This window comes from Leptospira hartskeerlii (genome assembly GCF_002811475.1).
Taxonomy (GTDB): Bacteria; Spirochaetota; Leptospiria; order Leptospirales; family Leptospiraceae; genus Leptospira_B; species Leptospira_B hartskeerlii.
Genome location: NZ_NPDL01000004.1, coordinates 433,734 through 450,536 on the forward strand (window position 1 = coordinate 433,734; position 16,803 = coordinate 450,536).

General features: G+C 40.4%; 14 protein-coding genes. 12 read left to right on the top strand and 2 right to left on the bottom strand.

Going from position 1 to position 16,803, the window contains the following annotated elements; translation table 11 throughout:
- The first annotated feature begins 131 nt into the window (after positions 1-131).
- From CH352_RS09715 to CH352_RS09750, 8 genes are all read left to right on the top strand, one after another.
- Positions 132-1,505, top strand: a complete 1,374-nt coding sequence (locus CH352_RS09715; RefSeq protein WP_100705089.1) for an ABC transporter permease — start codon at positions 132-134, stop codon at positions 1,503-1,505.
- 1 nt (position 1,506) lies between these two features.
- Positions 1,507-2,199, top strand: a complete 693-nt coding sequence (locus CH352_RS09720; protein ID WP_100705090.1) for an ABC transporter ATP-binding protein — start codon at positions 1,507-1,509, stop codon at positions 2,197-2,199.
- A gap of 5 nt (positions 2,200-2,204) precedes the next feature.
- Complete coding sequence (locus CH352_RS09725; protein WP_207766627.1) at positions 2,205-3,029, top strand: ATP--guanido phosphotransferase; 825 nt, start codon at positions 2,205-2,207, stop codon at positions 3,027-3,029.
- Between the two features lie 114 nt (positions 3,030-3,143).
- The gene (locus CH352_RS09730; protein WP_100705091.1) at positions 3,144-5,684 is read left to right on the top strand and encodes an ATP-dependent Clp protease ATP-binding subunit; all 2,541 of its coding nucleotides are present in this window, start codon (positions 3,144-3,146) and stop codon (positions 5,682-5,684) included.
- Between the two features lie 75 nt (positions 5,685-5,759).
- Positions 5,760-6,185 (top strand): hypothetical protein, encoded by a 426-nt coding sequence (locus tag CH352_RS09735; RefSeq protein WP_020769211.1) that lies wholly within the window; start codon positions 5,760-5,762, stop codon positions 6,183-6,185.
- A 32-nt stretch (positions 6,186-6,217) separates the two neighbouring features.
- Complete coding sequence (locus CH352_RS09740) at positions 6,218-7,006, top strand: tetratricopeptide repeat protein (RefSeq protein WP_100705092.1); 789 nt, start codon at positions 6,218-6,220, stop codon at positions 7,004-7,006.
- Positions 6,987-8,306, top strand: a complete 1,320-nt coding sequence (gene mtaB / locus CH352_RS09745) for a tRNA (N(6)-L-threonylcarbamoyladenosine(37)-C(2))-methylthiotransferase MtaB (protein WP_100705093.1) — start codon at positions 6,987-6,989, stop codon at positions 8,304-8,306. Before CH352_RS09740 ends, mtaB begins: the two co-directional genes overlap by 20 nt.
- 96 nt (positions 8,307-8,402) lie before the next feature.
- Entirely contained in the window at positions 8,403-8,864 is a 462-nt protein-coding gene (locus tag CH352_RS09750) for a hypothetical protein (RefSeq protein ID WP_125169463.1), read from the top strand.
- A gap of 6 nt (positions 8,865-8,870) precedes the next feature.
- Here the strand turns inward: CH352_RS09750 and CH352_RS09755 are convergent, their stop codons facing one another.
- Positions 8,871-9,533 (bottom strand): class I SAM-dependent methyltransferase, encoded by a 663-nt coding sequence (locus tag CH352_RS09755; RefSeq protein WP_100705095.1) that lies wholly within the window; start codon positions 9,531-9,533, stop codon positions 8,871-8,873.
- A 177-nt stretch (positions 9,534-9,710) separates the two neighbouring features.
- Here CH352_RS09755 and CH352_RS09760 point away from each other — a divergent pair, with 177 nt between their 5' ends.
- Positions 9,711-11,360: a hypothetical protein gene (locus tag CH352_RS09760; protein ID WP_100705096.1), complete on the top strand. Its 1,650-nt coding sequence runs from the start codon at positions 9,711-9,713 to the stop codon at positions 11,358-11,360.
- On the top strand, positions 11,357-12,508 hold the full coding sequence (locus CH352_RS09765) for a tetratricopeptide repeat protein (RefSeq protein ID WP_100705097.1): 1,152 nt from the start codon (positions 11,357-11,359) through the stop codon (positions 12,506-12,508). Before CH352_RS09760 ends, CH352_RS09765 begins: the two co-directional genes overlap by 4 nt.
- Here CH352_RS09765 and CH352_RS09770 read toward each other — a convergent pair.
- Positions 12,505-13,470, bottom strand: coding sequence for an alkaline phosphatase family protein (locus CH352_RS09770; RefSeq protein WP_100705098.1), 966 nt, complete (start codon positions 13,468-13,470; stop codon positions 12,505-12,507). The two genes, CH352_RS09765 and CH352_RS09770, sit on opposite strands and share 4 nt — an antisense overlap.
- 77 nt (positions 13,471-13,547) lie before the next feature.
- On the opposite strand from CH352_RS09770, the gene CH352_RS09775 reads away from it, so the two are divergent.
- Together CH352_RS09775 and CH352_RS09780 are read left to right on the top strand one after the other, a co-directional pair.
- Complete coding sequence (locus CH352_RS09775) at positions 13,548-14,549, top strand: hypothetical protein (protein ID WP_243396192.1); 1,002 nt, start codon at positions 13,548-13,550, stop codon at positions 14,547-14,549.
- Positions 14,546-16,783: a hypothetical protein gene (locus CH352_RS09780; protein WP_100705100.1), complete on the top strand. Its 2,238-nt coding sequence runs from the start codon at positions 14,546-14,548 to the stop codon at positions 16,781-16,783. The genes CH352_RS09775 and CH352_RS09780 overlap by 4 nt, the downstream gene beginning before the upstream one ends.
- Positions 16,784-16,803: the final 20 nt, after the last annotated feature.

Here is a 16,803-nt window from a genome sequence, read left to right on the forward strand (position 1 = left end):
TTTCGAATGAAAGACCGATCCTACTATGAGGCCAAATCGGTATCGACTTTTTTTTGACATCCTGCATCGGAATCTGATAATTGTCAAACTAAGGAAATTTGCGGATTTGTTTAATTTCAACCGCCCAACTGATGAATTTCTTCTTTCATAGATCCCCCCTAATCCTACTTCTCACTTCCCGCTATATTCGAGGATCCAGAGTCACAGGACTACTTTCGATCAAGTCCAGGATTTCGTTTATCGTCATGGCAGTCGGAGTCGCCCTTCTTATCGTAGTACTTTCTATCTTCAACGGGTTCCAAAGGCAACTTAAGGAATCTCTGTGGCAAGGCGGAGAACATATTACAATTGAAAGCAGTTCCAATGGCGGGGAGATCAGAGACTACCAAAAGATCATCAAATATATACAAAACGATCCGGACCTAAAAGACAGGATCATTTCCGTTGAGGGTGGGATACAAAGCCACGGACTCATACAAAGGTATAACGTATTTTATCCGGTTCTTATCAAGGCAGTTGCTGTTCCAAGTGTGGATGAATTGATAGAACATAAACTTCATAACTTTCCCAGAGTGGTTCATTACGATAGAGAAGAGCTTGGTCATCTGAATCGAGAAAACTATATCATCCTGGGAAAAGAAATGGAGGACCTTTACAATTTCAGTTTAGGCAAACAACTTACTTTAGCGGTTCCTGGGGGAAGGTTTTCTCTCGGAAAAGGTGTGGAAGTAAGCGTTCAGAACTTCAGAGTATCCGGATTTTTTAAAACAGGGAACTATAAGTTCGATTCCAGTTTTGTTTATATGGCTTTGCCGGTTGCTCAGAAATTTTTCAAAATGAAAGATTCAGTAAACCAGATCACTATCAAAGCAAAATCTTTGGATGATCTAGCTATCAGCAAACGAAAATTGTACAAACTATTTAACAGTTTAGAGTTCGAACAAGAAATAGATGCTTCTTCTTCTTTATCCGTTAGAACAATTGCAGAAGAGCAGGAAAATCTGCTGGCAGCTCTACAGTTAGAGAAGACGATTATCTCCATTATCGTTTTCTTATTTATTATCTTAGCAGCGCTCGGAATGGTCGCTTCCGTATATTCTCTAGTGCGCGCAAAACGTAAATCTATCGGAGTTTTAAAAGCTTTAGGACTTCCTGCTTCCGATATTCTTCTCATCTTTACATTGAATGCAATGCTCGTCGGGATTTTAGCCTCTCTGACTGGAGGAGTTGGCGGTGTATTCTTAGCAAATTCACTCGATACTATTATAGGTTATATAGAAGAGATCATCAATCTGTTAGGACCTTCTTTTACCGGTTCAGATTGGACACCGGTAGAGTTAGTTCCTAAACGTATTTATTATTTCGATAAACTACCTGTGGATATCAATATACCTTTTATTTTTATGGTGACTACTGCTGCTACGATACTTTCCGGGATCGCAGGATACTTCCCCGCAAGATGGGCGGCAAGTTTGAATCCCGTCGACACCATAAGGAACGACTAACGTGAGTATTATTAAGATCCGAAATCTGGTTAAAAAGTATCATATCCTAGAAAAGGAATTTTCCGTACTCGATGGATTGGATATGGATGTGGAAGAAGGTGAGATCTTCTCCATCGAAGGAAAATCCGGGATTGGAAAATCCACTCTTCTAAACATTCTGGGAGCAATGGATAGTTTTGATTCAGGTGAGATCGAAGTCTGCGGGATCAATCTTAACAACTTAGACGAAAAGGGAAAAGAAAGTTTTCGCGCAGAAAAGATCGCATTTATCTTCCAACATCATCTTCTTCTTCCTGACTTTTCTGCGTTGGAGAATGTGAGCATTCCACTCTTGATCAAAGGTTATTCTACTTCCAAAGCCGAGAAGGAAGCGATCTCCATGCTAGAGAAAGTAGGACTGAAAGAAAGAATTCACAGTCATCCTTCTCAATTATCAGGTGGAGAAAGTGCAAGAGTCGGTGTGGCAAGAGCTTTAGTTGCGGGAAAAAAACTCATACTTGCGGATGAACCTACCGGAAACTTGGACAGAGAAAATTCCAGAAATCTAATGGGTTTGATCCAAGAACTTCAAAAGGATCTCAGATTCAGTCTAATACTTGTGACTCACGATATGGAACTGGCAGCACTCGCTCATAAAAGAAACCAGATCTTCCAAGGAAAACTCAAACCCGCAGTGGTCCCGCAAACGGTATAAATTTTATGGATAGCTGTATTTATTGCGGCTTATCCCTTCTCGACTGGAAAAATCGGGGAAAGATCGGATGTGCTCATTGTATCCAATTTTTGGGAGAAGAATATACTAAGTTTATTCCAATCCAAGCTCCTTCCGATTGGGAACCACCTTCTCATTTTACTGCAATTGATACTTGGGAAAAATTCAAAAAAACAAATTGGGAAGAAGGTTTATCCTATATAGATTCTCATCGTTTGCCATTTACATATAGGTTTCGTATCGCCAGAAATCCGAAACATTCTACATATACCAAACGTACCGAAAAAACGGACCAGTTCCTAAATTCGTTTATAGAAGAGAATGATTCCCAAATTGAAGATCTAAATTCGGGAAAAAAACATCCGATCCTAGAATTAAAACAAAGAATTCCCTGGAATTCAGGGACATTAGTGATGGGAGACGAGGATCATATTCGTTGGGAATATGTGACTGATTCTTTACTTGAGTTAAACTCTGTCCTAAAATCCAATTTTTTAACGAAATTCGAGGCGGAAGATAAGTTTGATTTTCAAAAAGGGATCGGATTCATCAATTCCTGTCCTACCAATTCCGGTTTTGGAGACAAACTTTCTGTTTCTATTCCGGCAAGACTTGCGGACTCGGGAGAGTTAAGGGATTTCAGGCTGCCTACAGACTGGGGCTTCTATCGGGAAGAATTGAAGGGCAGATTGGTCTTTTTCCGAAAAAATTTCGGCCCAAATAGAAAAAATTCCTTTTTCAATTTGGTTTCGTATTTAGCCTTACTGGTAATAAGCGGAAAAGAAGGGACAAAAGCCTCATTTGCCCCGTAATCCTTTTTGGTTAACTAGTCCGATATATTCTTTAAGGGAGATTCCGGCTCCCAGTTGGAAATTGGATGCGAATACAGTCTAACCTACAGAACCCATCAGGAAGGGCGTGCAATTATGTTGGAATTTACTAAAAGAGCAAAACGAGTAATCAACGAGATCGCGCAGGACGAAGCAAAACGTCTAGGCAGCGAATTTATCGGCCCTGAACATATCTTATTAGGTTTGTTAAAGGAAGAAGATTCGGTCGCGATAAAGATACTGAATAACCTGAACATCAACCTGAACGAACTTCGTAAAGAAGTAGAGCGCAGGACCAGGGAGAACTCCGGCACATTGTTGATGGACATGGCCCAAGGACAGGATCGATACCAAAAAATTATCGAACTCTCTAAGGAAGAAGCCAAACGTCTTAAACACAACTATGTTGGAACTGAACATATTCTTCTAGCATTATTGCGGGATAATAATAATATCGCAGGTGGAGCGTTATACTCCTTTAGCGTGAATTATAATGTGATCAAGGGAGAGATCTTGCGTTTATTAGGCGCTCCTCCTACAAGCACAGTAGGTGTATCCAGCCAGCCAACAGCTCAACCTGGAACCCCTCGCGCTGAAAAGACTAAAACTCCAATCTTGGATGAGTTTGCGAGAGATCTTACTCAACTAGCCAGAGATAAAAAACTGGATCCGGTTGTGGGTAGATCCAACGAGATCCAAAGGGTGATCCAAATCCTTTCTCGCAAAACTAAGAACAACCCAGTACTCGTTGGAGAGTCCGGAGTTGGTAAAACTGCAATTGTAGAAGGACTTGCACTTGCAATAGTAGAGAAGAATGTTCCGGATCTTCTATTCGATAAACGTGTACTTTCCTTGGATTTGGCGAGCCTGATCGCAGGAACCAAGTATCGCGGAGAATTCGAAGAAAGATTAAAGAAGATCATGAAAGAAATTTCTTCTTCTAATAATATCATCATATTTATCGATGAGTTGCATACTCTGATCGGAGCTGGTGCGGCAGAAGGAGCTGTGGACGCAGCAAACATTCTCAAACCTGCACTTGCAAGAGGGGAATTGCAATGTATCGGAGCTACTACCAGCACAGAATACCGCAAGTATATCGAGCGTGATTCCGCATTGGAAAGAAGGTTCCAAGTAGTAAAAGTTGCAGAACCTTCTGTAGACGATGCTATCCAAATCCTTACAGGATTGAAAAAAGCATACGAAGCTCACCACAAGGTGCGTTATTCGGATCGTGCTTTGGAACAATCCGTTAAGTTATCACATAGATATATCAACGATAGATATCTACCTGACAAAGCGATCGACATCATCGACGAAGCGGGAGCAAAAGCAAGACTTGCAAATTGTGCTCGTCCTCAAGCAGTAAAAGACTTGGAAGAAGAGATCAAATCACTTTCTCAAAAGAAAGAAGATCTAGTTCGTTCTCAAGAGTATGAAAAAGCTGCCGGAGTTCGCGACGAAGTAAATCGTAAGAAACAAGTTTTGGAAGAAAAGATCAGATCTTGGCAGGAGAAACTGGATGATTTCGCAGTTTCTATCGATGAAGACGATATTCTTTCCGTAGTTTCTCAGTGGACCGGAATTCCATTACAAAGAATGGAAGAGAACGAGTCTGCAAGACTTCTTCGTTTGGAAGAAGAACTCAAACTGCGAGTTGTCGGTCAGGACGAAGCGATCGAAAAAATTGCAAAATCCGTTCGTAGAGCACGCACTGGATTCAAAGCAGAACGTAGACCTACCGGATCCTTTATCTTCCTCGGACCTACTGGTGTGGGTAAAACCGAGCTTGCTAAAGCACTGGCTGAGTTCTTATTCGGAGACCAAGACGCGATGCTTCGTGTGGATATGTCCGAGTATATGGAGCCGCATGCTGTCAGCAGATTGATCGGAGCTCCTCCAGGTTATGTTGGTTACGATGACGGCGGACAATTGACTGAGTTCGTTCGTAAAAAACCGTATTCCATCATTCTTTTGGATGAGATCGAAAAAGCTCATCATGATATTTTCAACGTTCTTCTCCAAGTAATGGAAGAAGGTAACCTGACTGATACAAAAGGTCGTAAGGTAAACTTCAGAGACGCGATCATCATCATGACTTCTAACATCGGTGCTAAGGAAATTTCCAGCGCAGTACGTTTAGGATTCGAAGATCGTTCCGGAGAGACCGACAAATACAAGTCGGACCAAGCTCGCGAGCAGTTGAAAAAACATTTCAACCCAGAGTTCTTGAACCGTGTGGATGAAGTAGTTTACTTCAAACCTCTCAGAAAAGAAGAACTTATGGCGATTATGGATATCATGATCAAAGACACCAATAAGAGATTATTGGATAAGAAGATCAAGATCGACCTTACTCAAGAAGCGAAGGATCACTTCATGGATATCGGCTACGACGAGAAGTTCGGAGCACGTCCATTACGCAGAGTGTTCCAGCGTGAGCTAGAAGATTATATGGCAGTCCAAACCTTGAAAGGCGCCTACAAAGAGCCTACCAAGATCACAGTTGCTTTCAAAGAGGGTAAACTAGACTTCTTGGAAGAAGCTTGGACAGATTATAAACCTGCAGATCAAGGTTCCGACGGAGGAAGTTCTCCGAACAATCCGGAGCGTTCCGAAGAACCTGCGCTAGTGTAAAAGATCTTTGCCCCCTGAACGGAAACGAAAAGGGGGCTTTTGATCTAAATAGGGAGACTTTATTGGAGAGGGTCTATGCCGTACCTGATTCCCATTATATTTGTGCTCCTTTATCTTTTAGTCCGTAAGGTATGGTTCCATCTACGCAAGATCAGAACCGTAGCAGGGATCGAAAAAATTTCCCTATGTGTTTTCCAGCCTGATTTATTTCTTCCCGAGGTACGCGTCCTCTACAAATACTACTTCCAAGGCGGGGTCTACTTCGGATCCGGTTATATGCTGTTGACGGATTTCCTCGATCAAGAGGAATACGAGATCTACAGAAACTTGGACGGTTTACCTGTTTTGGAGACCGGGGATTTTCAGATCGTATCTGAGGAAAGAATAGAACATTTCCTTTCTATACGATATCCGAGTATAATCGTTTTCATCGACCCGGTGGAGCCATTTCATTCCTTAATTGATTGTCTAAATACAAAATCAATGGGGGTCCCCACCTAAAATTTTTCCCGCCTATAAAAAGTGACCAAAAGATGCACAAAGGAAAAATACTCCTACTTACACTGATACTATTTGTTTTTTCCGCGGGAAATAGTTTCGCCCAGAGCGAGCCGGATTATCAAACAGCATTGGCGGAATTCCAAAAAGGAAATTCTGAAAAAGCCTTAGAGATCATTCGAGTACTTCATGAACAAGGAAAAAGATCTTACGAGACTCATTATTTAGCGGCCTTCTGTCATTATAATGCAGGAAGAAATAAGTCCGCAGCCACTCATTGGTCCGAAGCTTTAAAACTAAAGCCTGGAGATCCTGCAGTAAGTGTGGATTTTGCCAGATATCTGATCCAAGCAGGTAGGAATTCCGACGCATTAGAGATCATTTATAATTCTTACCAAGCTAATCCAAAAAATAGAGAAGTAAGATTATTATACGCAACCGCTTTATTATATAATAATAAAGCTCGAGAAGCATTATATATCATCGAAAAACTAAAAGCAGAAGATGGGAATGATTACCGCCCACTCGTTTTAGAAGCTCAGGTGTATTTCTACTTAGGAAGTGCAGAAAAAGCAGAAGTCAGCTTGAAATGGGCTCAGTCTTTAGTTCCGAATAATCCGAATGTATTGAACAATCTTGGATTAGTTTACGAAAAAGCAGGAAACCAAGAAGCAAAAAGAGGGAATATCAAAAAGGCCCTCGAACAATTAAGAAATGCTAAAGAACAATTGGAATCCGCACTTAAGTTAAAACCTGACGATGAAAAAATAAAAGGTAATATCAGAAGAATAGAGGCGAGGATCAATGCCCTTTCCGCCGGGTGAAAAAAAGGTATTATTCCATACCTTAGGTTGTAGACTCAATTTTTTTGAGTCGGATGGTTTATTCTCTTCTTTGAGTAAACACGGATATTCCGTGGCCGCTGGGGAAGATATTCCTGATGTGGTGGTGGTCAATACATGTACCGTAACCAACAAAGCAGATTCAAGAAATCGTAATATTATTCGAAACGCGATTAAAAGATACCCGGGAGCCCAGGTATGGGTAACAGGTTGTTACGCACAAACTGATAAAGAATCTATAGAATCAATCCCCGGTATCGCGGGTGTGATCGGCAACGAAAACAAGTCCGATCTACCTAGGCTGATCTTGGAAAAAGAAGGCTCAGATTTTTCTCATATCCAAACTGTTTCAGATAGATTCGCATATTCTGACGTTCTACCAAACGGACATACGAGAGCTTATCTAAAGATCCAAGACGGTTGTGATCGCCAATGTTCTTATTGTAAAATTCCCCAAGCAAGAGGAGCAGGCGTTTCCCGAAATTGGAAGGATGTACTCGATCAGGTTTCCTTCTTACAAGACAATGGAGTGGGCGAGATTATACTTACAGGTGTGAACCTGGGATGGTATAGAGATGGAGAGGGCAGAAAGGCATTTCCTAAGATGCTCGAAGCAATTTTAAACAAATTAGAATATTCCAGACTTAGACTTTCTTCGATCGAGCCGCCTGATGTGGGTGTGGAACTTGCTGAACTTCTTACCCATCCTAGATTTACTCCATTCTTACATGTTCCTTTACAAAGTGGAAGTAAGGAGATCCTGAAAAGAATGAAACGCAGCTATACTCCTGAGACTTTCCGTAAAAGGATAGAGCTTGCTAAATCTAAAGTGCCTGATTTGTTCTTAGGAACTGATGTGATTGTTGGTTTTCCTGGAGAGACAGAGGAAGATTTTCAAGATTCTTCTTCTATCTTAGAAGAATTAGGTTTTTCTAAAATACATGCTTTTCCTTTTTCAGTTAGGAAAAATACTTCTGCGGAGCAATTTCCTGAAACTGTTTCTAAGGAAATCAAAAAGGAAAGAGTCCATTCTCTTATGCACCTTTCCCAAAGACTGCATCGCAAATATGCCGAAAGCCAGTTCTCTAAAAAAAGAGAGGCTGTTTTAGAAGGTGGCGGGATCGCAGTTACAGATAATTATCTAAAAGCAGTAATTCCTGAAAGCGATCTGAAAAGTTTAAGCCCAGGCCAATTCTTGACTGTAGAGATCGGAGAATATATTTCCGATGCTGCGGACAAAGAAGGTAAGGTCTCCGCTAGGATTCTTGCTGCAATCGGTTAGCGAATTTCATAAGTACCCCAATCGGGATACTTTGGGATTAAAAGTTTATATTCTTCTTCTTGCTTTTTCTGCTACGTTAGGCCTTATTATTCGCGTATGTCTAAGCCCTTAAAAATTATCCTAATCGTTTTAGTCAGTTTTACAATGCTCGGCAGTGGTTGCTATTTTTGTGGTAAGATTGCTTTGGAAAAAATGGAATCTGGAATTATGGAAACCAAAGAGAAAGTTAATGCAGATGTCAAGGCTTGGAATAAACAAGGCCACACACAATCCGAAACTCTAACCGAGGCATTCCGTAGAGTGAAGGTTTGCAGTTCCGATTTTGATCTTCCATGTATTATCGAACATAAATCGTTTTTAAATTTAAGTTTAAAAAATGCAAAGCCAAGTCCGAATTTTTGTAAAAATGTTCCTGCTCCCTTAGAGTTTACGAAAAGTATTTCTTGGAGAACAAGCCGTTGTGGTCAGCTTGCACCTGATCATCCAATGATTTGCGATAAACTGATCGATGAAGTTCAAAACTTCTGCCAGAATAAAAACGAACAAAAGAAAAAATGAAGAAGCTTAAGATCGGATTAATTCTTCCGAATACATTTCTTCTTCTCTTAGATCGTAATAGCCATATTCGAATTCAGGACCGGATTGGATCTCTAAACCGTATACATTTTCGCTGATTCGTACAGTTTTAACGATCTCTAATTTATATTGTTCTGCTAAGAACTTCATTTTATCTAACGAGATCTTATCGTTGATCCTAGGGCCGACAGGATATTCGTTTTTAACCCAGTCTAGAACGATCAATTTGCCACCCTTCTTCATGGAACGAACTAAGCCGTCCATTGCTTGGCCGGGATCAGCAAAAGTGGAAAGTACTAAAGAAGCAAAGATCACTTCAGGGACAGGGATCCACTCCGGCAATAAGGGACGATCCGCTTTCTCCATATAAAATGGTGTAAATCTCTGGATATCTTCCCGGTTTTTCCAATGTAATACTTCGTCTAGGAAGTCTTGATTACATTCTGCACCCCAGACCCAGCCCTCTTTATGGATTGATTTCAGAAGAGTTTCTGTCCAGAAACCTAAACCCATCCCGAAATCCACGATATTCTGCACATCCTTCAAGGAAAAATGCTTCAAAACGATTTCCGGAGGAGTAAGCTCACGTCTCTTACTAGAGAGGAGGAAATTCTGATATTCTGGGTCGTAATAATATTCTATATCGATCATTTAAGTGCCGGAAGTCGTATTATGTCGTATGAATGCTTTCATTAGTCAAGATCAAACCGATGGGAGAAGTTTTTGTATCTTGCACATTTTATATTATTTTCCCCACTTTCTCTTAAAAACCGAAGTAAAAATTTGCGTTGTAGCAACCGATAATCTAGTTCGGAACCTTATTTCCAGATGAAAATTCGACTCCGGATCCTATCTATATTCTTCCTGATGGCATTAGGAAATTCTATCTATGCCCAGGATACCTTTCGTCTGGACAATGATAACGCAAGTGTCGCAAATTCAATCAACGTTGAAGTCCTAAAAGACGGTAGATCTGTTCGTATCACTTGGGAAGCTCCAAGAGAGACAGGCGAGATCATCGTTGCCCGATCTTCTTCTATCATTGATAGTCCCGAAAAATGTTATATCTCAGATTCTTTGGGAAAATTTCCTAGCGGTGTAGCTAACGGTGTGAATCAGATCTACGATTATAATCTGAAACCGGGAACTTATTATTATGCGGTTATATTAGCACATCATGTAAGGAAGAAAGATGTAAGATTAGTCGCGAATCGTAACTATACTACGATCCCAATCGTGATCGAAAACAATCCAGCACCTCAAACAAATAATTATCCTCCAACTAATACTCAGAATAATTATCCTCCTGCGACGAATACGAATCAACCTCCACCCGAAGAACAGAAGTATCTGTCGGATAACGCTAGGGTTACTGATATTTCCGTAAAAAGAGAAGGTCAGTTTCTTCGTGTTTCCTGGGAACCTTATCCGAAAGGAATTCCTGGCGAGACTATATATACTATTTATAAATCTACAGAGCCGATGTCTAGTATGACATTGATGAGAAAAGCGGAGAAGTTAGCGGAAGTTTCTCATCCCGAGAATACTTTTTTGGATCAAGATCTGACTAAGTCACAAACTCTCTATTATGGTGTTTCCGTAAAACAAGGTTTAAAGGAAGTTTTACCTTTAGTTCAGAACCAATCTTTCATTCGTCAGTTTTATGTTTACGATCAGGATAAAAGAAAACCTCCTAAAGAAGACGACTCAGTAGTTACTAATCCTCAATTCGCGTACGACGAAATGCACGTGAAGGATCTAAATGCAAGTGTCGTTGAAGGTGGAGTTCGTTTGGATTGGAAGGCACCTGATCGTGCGGACGAAAATACGATCTATTCCATTTATCAAGCTGGCAAACCTTTGTCCGGCGGAGTTTCAACTTTCTTGGGCGGTAATGTTAGAAAGTTGGGAGAAGTTTCTCATCCGGATACGAACGTGATGGTCAAGATGAAATCATACTCCGGGACAATGTATTTTGGTGTTACAGTCAAACGAGGAGATTTGGAAGATTTCACCCTGACACAAGACCAATCTTATGTAGCGATAGGTGGATCAGGTCCTGCAGAGAACACACAAACCGCAGAGACTGATAAGCCTAACAAGAACGAGCCTAAAGAAGAAGAGCAAGTTCCTCAAGATAATCAGAACAACCAAAATGTTCAGAATAATGAAAAACAACCTTTGATAGTAGAACAAGAAGAACCTACTGAAGAAGAGGTCGATCGAGTTTTAAGATCAACATATTGGAAGAACGAATATGGAGAAGCTGTAAAACAATTGGCTCCTTATGCCGGTTCTAACGATATAGATATCAGAGGAAAGGCTAAGTTCTTCCTCGGAATGTCTTTTTATAAAAAGGGCGAATATAATAAAGCCCTAAAGTTCTTCGTACAAAAAGATACAAAGAACTATAATCCGGAACGAACCGAGTTCTGGACCAAACAATGTCTGGCCCGGATCGGCGGAGGAAGAAGATGAATCGTTCCATCATATTAGTTACGGGATTTTTATTCGTATGTGCAGGTCTTCTTACAGGGATTTATACTGCGGTGATCCAGGATACGGATTCCACGAACAAAGGGATCTTGGAAAAAGTCAGGGAAGGAGAGGAATTCTTAAAACATTCCAATCCTAAATCTTCAGATAAGGCCTTGGATATTTTTGCTGAATTGTCCTCCAAGGATGTGGGCTCAGATCTTTCTTTTCGGATCCAATACGATTTGGCGACGGCTCTGGATAAAACCGGAGATAAAATGAGAGCCCTTGGTATCTTTAGAGAACTGAACCAAAAAGAAGGTTTAGCTCGCGAGGAAAAGGCAAAGGTTGCTTATGGACTTGGGAATCTTCTTCTTTTATTAAATAGGGATGAAGAAGGGAAAGGCCACTTAGAGGAAGTTCTCAGAACTTCCGGAGATAATAAACTCAGATCCAACGCGTTATCCGCAATCGCAGATTATTACATGAAAAAAGGCAATTACGATCAGTCTAGAAAGAACTATGTATTGGCCTTACAAGAAGATCCTGAAAACGTAAAAGCTAGAGTAAGATGGGGAAAATCTTTGCGTAGAATGGGCAAAGATTGGTCCGCTTACGATGTGTATGAAGACTATGTTCAGTCGGATGCATACTTCGATCCTGACAAGGTTGCTGTAGATAAAGAATTCCGCTCCGGGCTTTTGGAAAAGGGAAGAGAATTATACGTACGCAAAGAATATTACTCTGCGATCGAGACCTTGAAAAAGGCATTGGATATAGGTGTCAGCGAAAGAGCTAGAGAGCAAGCATGGTACTATATCGCAGAAAGTTACGATGCTTTGGGAAAATCGGAGCAAGCGATCCAGTACCTAAACAAGATCCTAGAAAACGCAGATGGAACTCTGGACCAAGCGGCAATGTTTAGAAAGGGAACCATCTATTTCAGAGGCGGAAAGTATGAGAAAGCCGCTGCGGTATTCCAAGAATCTGCCGACAGAAATCCAGATAGTCCGGTGGGCAAAAAATCCGCTACTTGGAAAAAAGAAGCCTTGGATCAGATCGAAGATGATCTGAGATATAAGGACGGAGAAGGCGGAGGAAAAGCAAAACCGAGCGACGATGATCGCCAAGACGAGGACTGGAAATATTAATTAGCAGACGTCTGAATAAATTCCTGTTCAGACATCTGGATCTGTATCCCTAAACAATCGTAGATTGCATGTGGGATATCTTTCAAAGCGTGTATCTTGTCTTTCATTTGTTCAGTATATTTGCCGTATAGAATGGTCGGCACTGGATTTACAGTATGTACATCCACAGTTAGATCTTCCAGATTTCCATGATCGGAAGTTACAATAAGTTGGTCTTGTTCCGGATCCATTGCATCCAAAACTCCGAGTAAAAAGCTCTCCAAGTCGGAGATACATTTTTCTGCGCCTTTCCAATTCATCTTATGACCTACTTTATCCGTGATAAAGTATTCATAGATACATAACGTATGGTCTTTCATCGCTGGAATGATCTCTTTCCCGGTTTTGTATGGATCTTGGAGTTCGAGAACCGGATCATCCTTATCTATAAAATCCTTTCCAAACTTTCTGAGAAAATCTCGGCTGATGTCCATATACAGACCTTTGCCATCTCTAAGATCGTCCATATCCTTTAAAGGTTTGTCTGCTGCCATTTGGATGAGAGTTGAAGCGGATACATGTCTAGGATTTTTTTTTATATGCTCTGCAAATCCCGGAGTATAACAATTCAATAGATCCGCTTTAAATCCGTTCTCTTCTAAGATCCGAATAATGGAGTATTTTGCGATAATACGTTTTAAAGTGAATGTAGGAAATCCACTCATGTGGCGATTCAATACCTGACATGCATTGATCCCTGTCCAAAGAGAAGTTTGTCCGGTGGCGCTTTGGGGAAGCCCTTTGATTCCCATACTTGCATCCGTTTTAAGATAAGTGAGATCTTGGATGCGGGAGGGAGAATCTTCCGGAATACTTTTACCGCCTAAGGGTAAAAAAATCCCCTTCGCGTATTTGGAGAACGGATTTTTATCCGGATTGTTTTCCCCAAAACCGATCCCGTCTATAAATACATAAAATATCATTTTATTGGCCCGAGAAGTATCGATTATCCTATTGAATTAGACTGATTCTTTATGATGGAATCGCCGATACTAGAAAGGTGAACCCGCGCAAACATAGCAAAAGATCTCGAATTCTATCTCTGATACTGCTATGTATCGTATTGATTTCCATCCCTTTTTTTCCAGGCGCTTGGAAGGAGGCGGTTTTCTTCTCTCCGATCCAAATTCTTAGTTTGTATCCTAAACTTAAAAAAGAATCCTTCCTAGACTCTATCCTAGAAAGATTTCAGAACAAGTATTACGACTTGGGTTATAGATTCGAATATTTGATGAGAGAATTTTCTAAACCTGAAAGCGACAAGGATGCGGAGGCATTAGGAAAACTTTTTAGCTCTTCTATCCAATTAAAACAGATCCGTATATATGATTATAATTATAGAGCCATGTATTCTTCTGATCCAAAGGGTCCCGGATTTCATAAAGGGCTCAGATTACTCGGAATGCAGGTGCCTAGAGCAGGTTGGGTAGAAGATACTGATGGATTTTTATTATACAGAAATTCTTCCGGTGATCTGTATATTCAGATCTTGAAAGAAGATGGAGATAGGATCGTCCAAGAAGCAACCGGTTCTAAAAAATCCTTTTTGCCTCGAGACTTCTCGGAAGGAATTTTGTATTGGGTATACAAGAAGAAGGAAGAAAATTCCGAACTCTTAGAAACGAATCTGAATCCTGACAGTACATTACTTCCGGACACTTCCGAAGTCTCTAACTCGGAAGAATCTAGGGCAATGGTCCATGCGTTGTTGGATAGAAATTCCAAATCCCAAAACATTCTACTCCGTCCTATTTGGGAAAAAACGATTGCGGAAGATCTAGAAATTTTTCTATCACTACCTAGAAAGACAAGAGCAGAAGAGTTGTTACTGATCTTAAGCGCATTCGGAATTTCCTTGATCGCTTTAATCTGCGGAATACTCGCTTCTAGAATATTATTCACGATCCGAATGGAGAACCGTTTTTCGGAAAGAGAAGAAGTGATCCAAGTGAAAACCGAGCTAATTCGTTTACTCGGACAATTTAGGGAAAAGACAAAATGATAGGCTTTAAATTCAGACTCATACTCGCTCTATCTTTTATATTTTCCGTTTCTGTACTACTTTTAGAACCGTACTTTCCTTCCGGGATTTTTTATAAGTCCAGATTAGAGTCCGTATTCTCTTCTTTTAATAAAGAGATATTAGAGTTAGAAAAGAAGATCCGTGAATCGGATCCTGAAGAATTAGATACTAACAATCTATTCCTTCCTGTTCGAAACTTTTTGTCATGGGATCCGAATCTAAAAAATACTCCGAACCTGGAATTTTCGGGAGATAAAGAAAGGTATTTATTATCCCAAGCATGGGAAGGAAAGACTAGTCGTTTTCTTTCATTGGAGAATGAGCCGGTCTTATTTGTTCCATTGTATACAAAGTCGGTTGCAGTACTTGCAGTACTCGATAAGGAAAAATTCAAAATTTCCTTAGGCGATAGGGTAGAATATTTCGTTCCGGAGCCAAGGTTAGGAATTTTCCAAGACTGGGAAGAAAAAGGGGATAAAACAGATCCGAGGAAAATTTCGGAAGAAGTTTTGAAGTCCATGAAGGACGGAGGAAACGACTTCAAAGAAATCCGTCTGGGAGATAAATTATACAGAGCTTATTACGCATTCTATCCGGATGAAAAAATTGGTTTTATCCAGGGGATCTTACTCTTAGTTCCTTATGAACGTAATATTTTCTTAATATTATTTCCTGTGTTTTTCGGACTATTATTCTTATTGGATGTATGCATTCTTCTAGTTAGAAAAAGTAAATCCTCTTCTTCTTACGCAAAATCGGATGTGTCCAAACTCATCCAGACTCTGTCTCAAAGAATAGAAGAAACTAATTTTAAACAGGTAGAAGCCGCAAAATTGCATGAGTTACCGGATGTTCCCGAAATAGTCACCATTCCTCCTGTTTTGGAAACTAAGCCTAGTGCAAGCGGCACATTCTATGTTTTGCCTTTCGATTTGCCTGGAGATTCTTTTTTAACTCCTAAGTTTTTAAGAGAGAAGAAGGAGCCGATTCATGTAGAAAGAGAAGCAGCCTCCGTTTCTTCTGCAGTATCAGTTGTGGAAATGCCGGAAGCTCTTCAGAAAAAGAGAGATTCTATCTTTACGGATGAGCTAGCAAGACTTGTGGAGAAGGTCAAAACTACTTCTCCTGAAATCCCTCAGATAGAAATTTCAGATCGCCCTAAGGATTCGGGACTTTTAGCAAAAGCGCTCAGAGTGACTGGACTTGCTGAGATCGGTTTGAAGGCGGCGAGAGGTCTTGCTCCTCAACATAAATCCAGATTTTTCCTTTGGGCGAGAGCTTGGTGGGGAATTCGCAAAACCGATCCGAATGAAGAACTTCCTCTTTCTGAAAAATTCAGAGTCTGGTTGGATAAACAACCTATTCGCGAAAAAAGAAAGATCCTAGAAGTTTTAGATGAGATCCACCAAGGTTTGGATACTCCTATTTCTTCATTATTAAAATATTATCTTACGATTTTCTCTTCTCTTCATCTGAAATCTTTTAGTATTCATTTTTACGATAGAAGAAGAGGCGCGTATCTCCCTGTTGTCTCCTATGGTTTACAACCTTATAGTCGACAGAATATGATTTTCTTGTATGGAGATCAGTTCTTAGGAAAAGAAGTGGGAGATGTTTCTATCATAGACGTTACAGAAGAAAGACGTAACGATCATTTCTTCCGTAAAAAATTCGATTCTGCGGATTTAGATGGAGTGATGAGGATTATTTCCTTCCCACTTTTCAGATCCGGTTTGGATTTCAGATTTTTCTTGATGTTCCCAGATCCGCCTAATAATGATTTAGCGGAACAAATCAGGGAGAATGTGGAAAATTCTATAGAACCTGTAGAAGACGCATTTTTACAATTAGAGATAGAGCAGGCTTCTCATGCCATCCAAGACAAAAGAGACTTGGTCCAGATACAATTCTTACTTCTTCGCTGGGCGACCCATGGAGAAAGAAGCAGATGTAATCTATACAAGATCAAATGTACAGGTGACTTGGATTATCCTTCGATAGATAAATGGAGAAAAGAAGTTCTGGAAGAGATCCAGCCTAGGCTCGGAGCAGAAGATTACGGTTTTGGAGTTTCTCCTTCCGAAATTTTTGTTTTGTCTAGAGAAGAAAGAGAATCCGAACTGGAAATGATCTTGGATTCGATAGGTAAAGAGTATAAGATCACTCCTCTTCCTTATCCGGAAAACGGAAAAAATTTATACACCTATATTTAATATTTTTCTAAATCAAATAG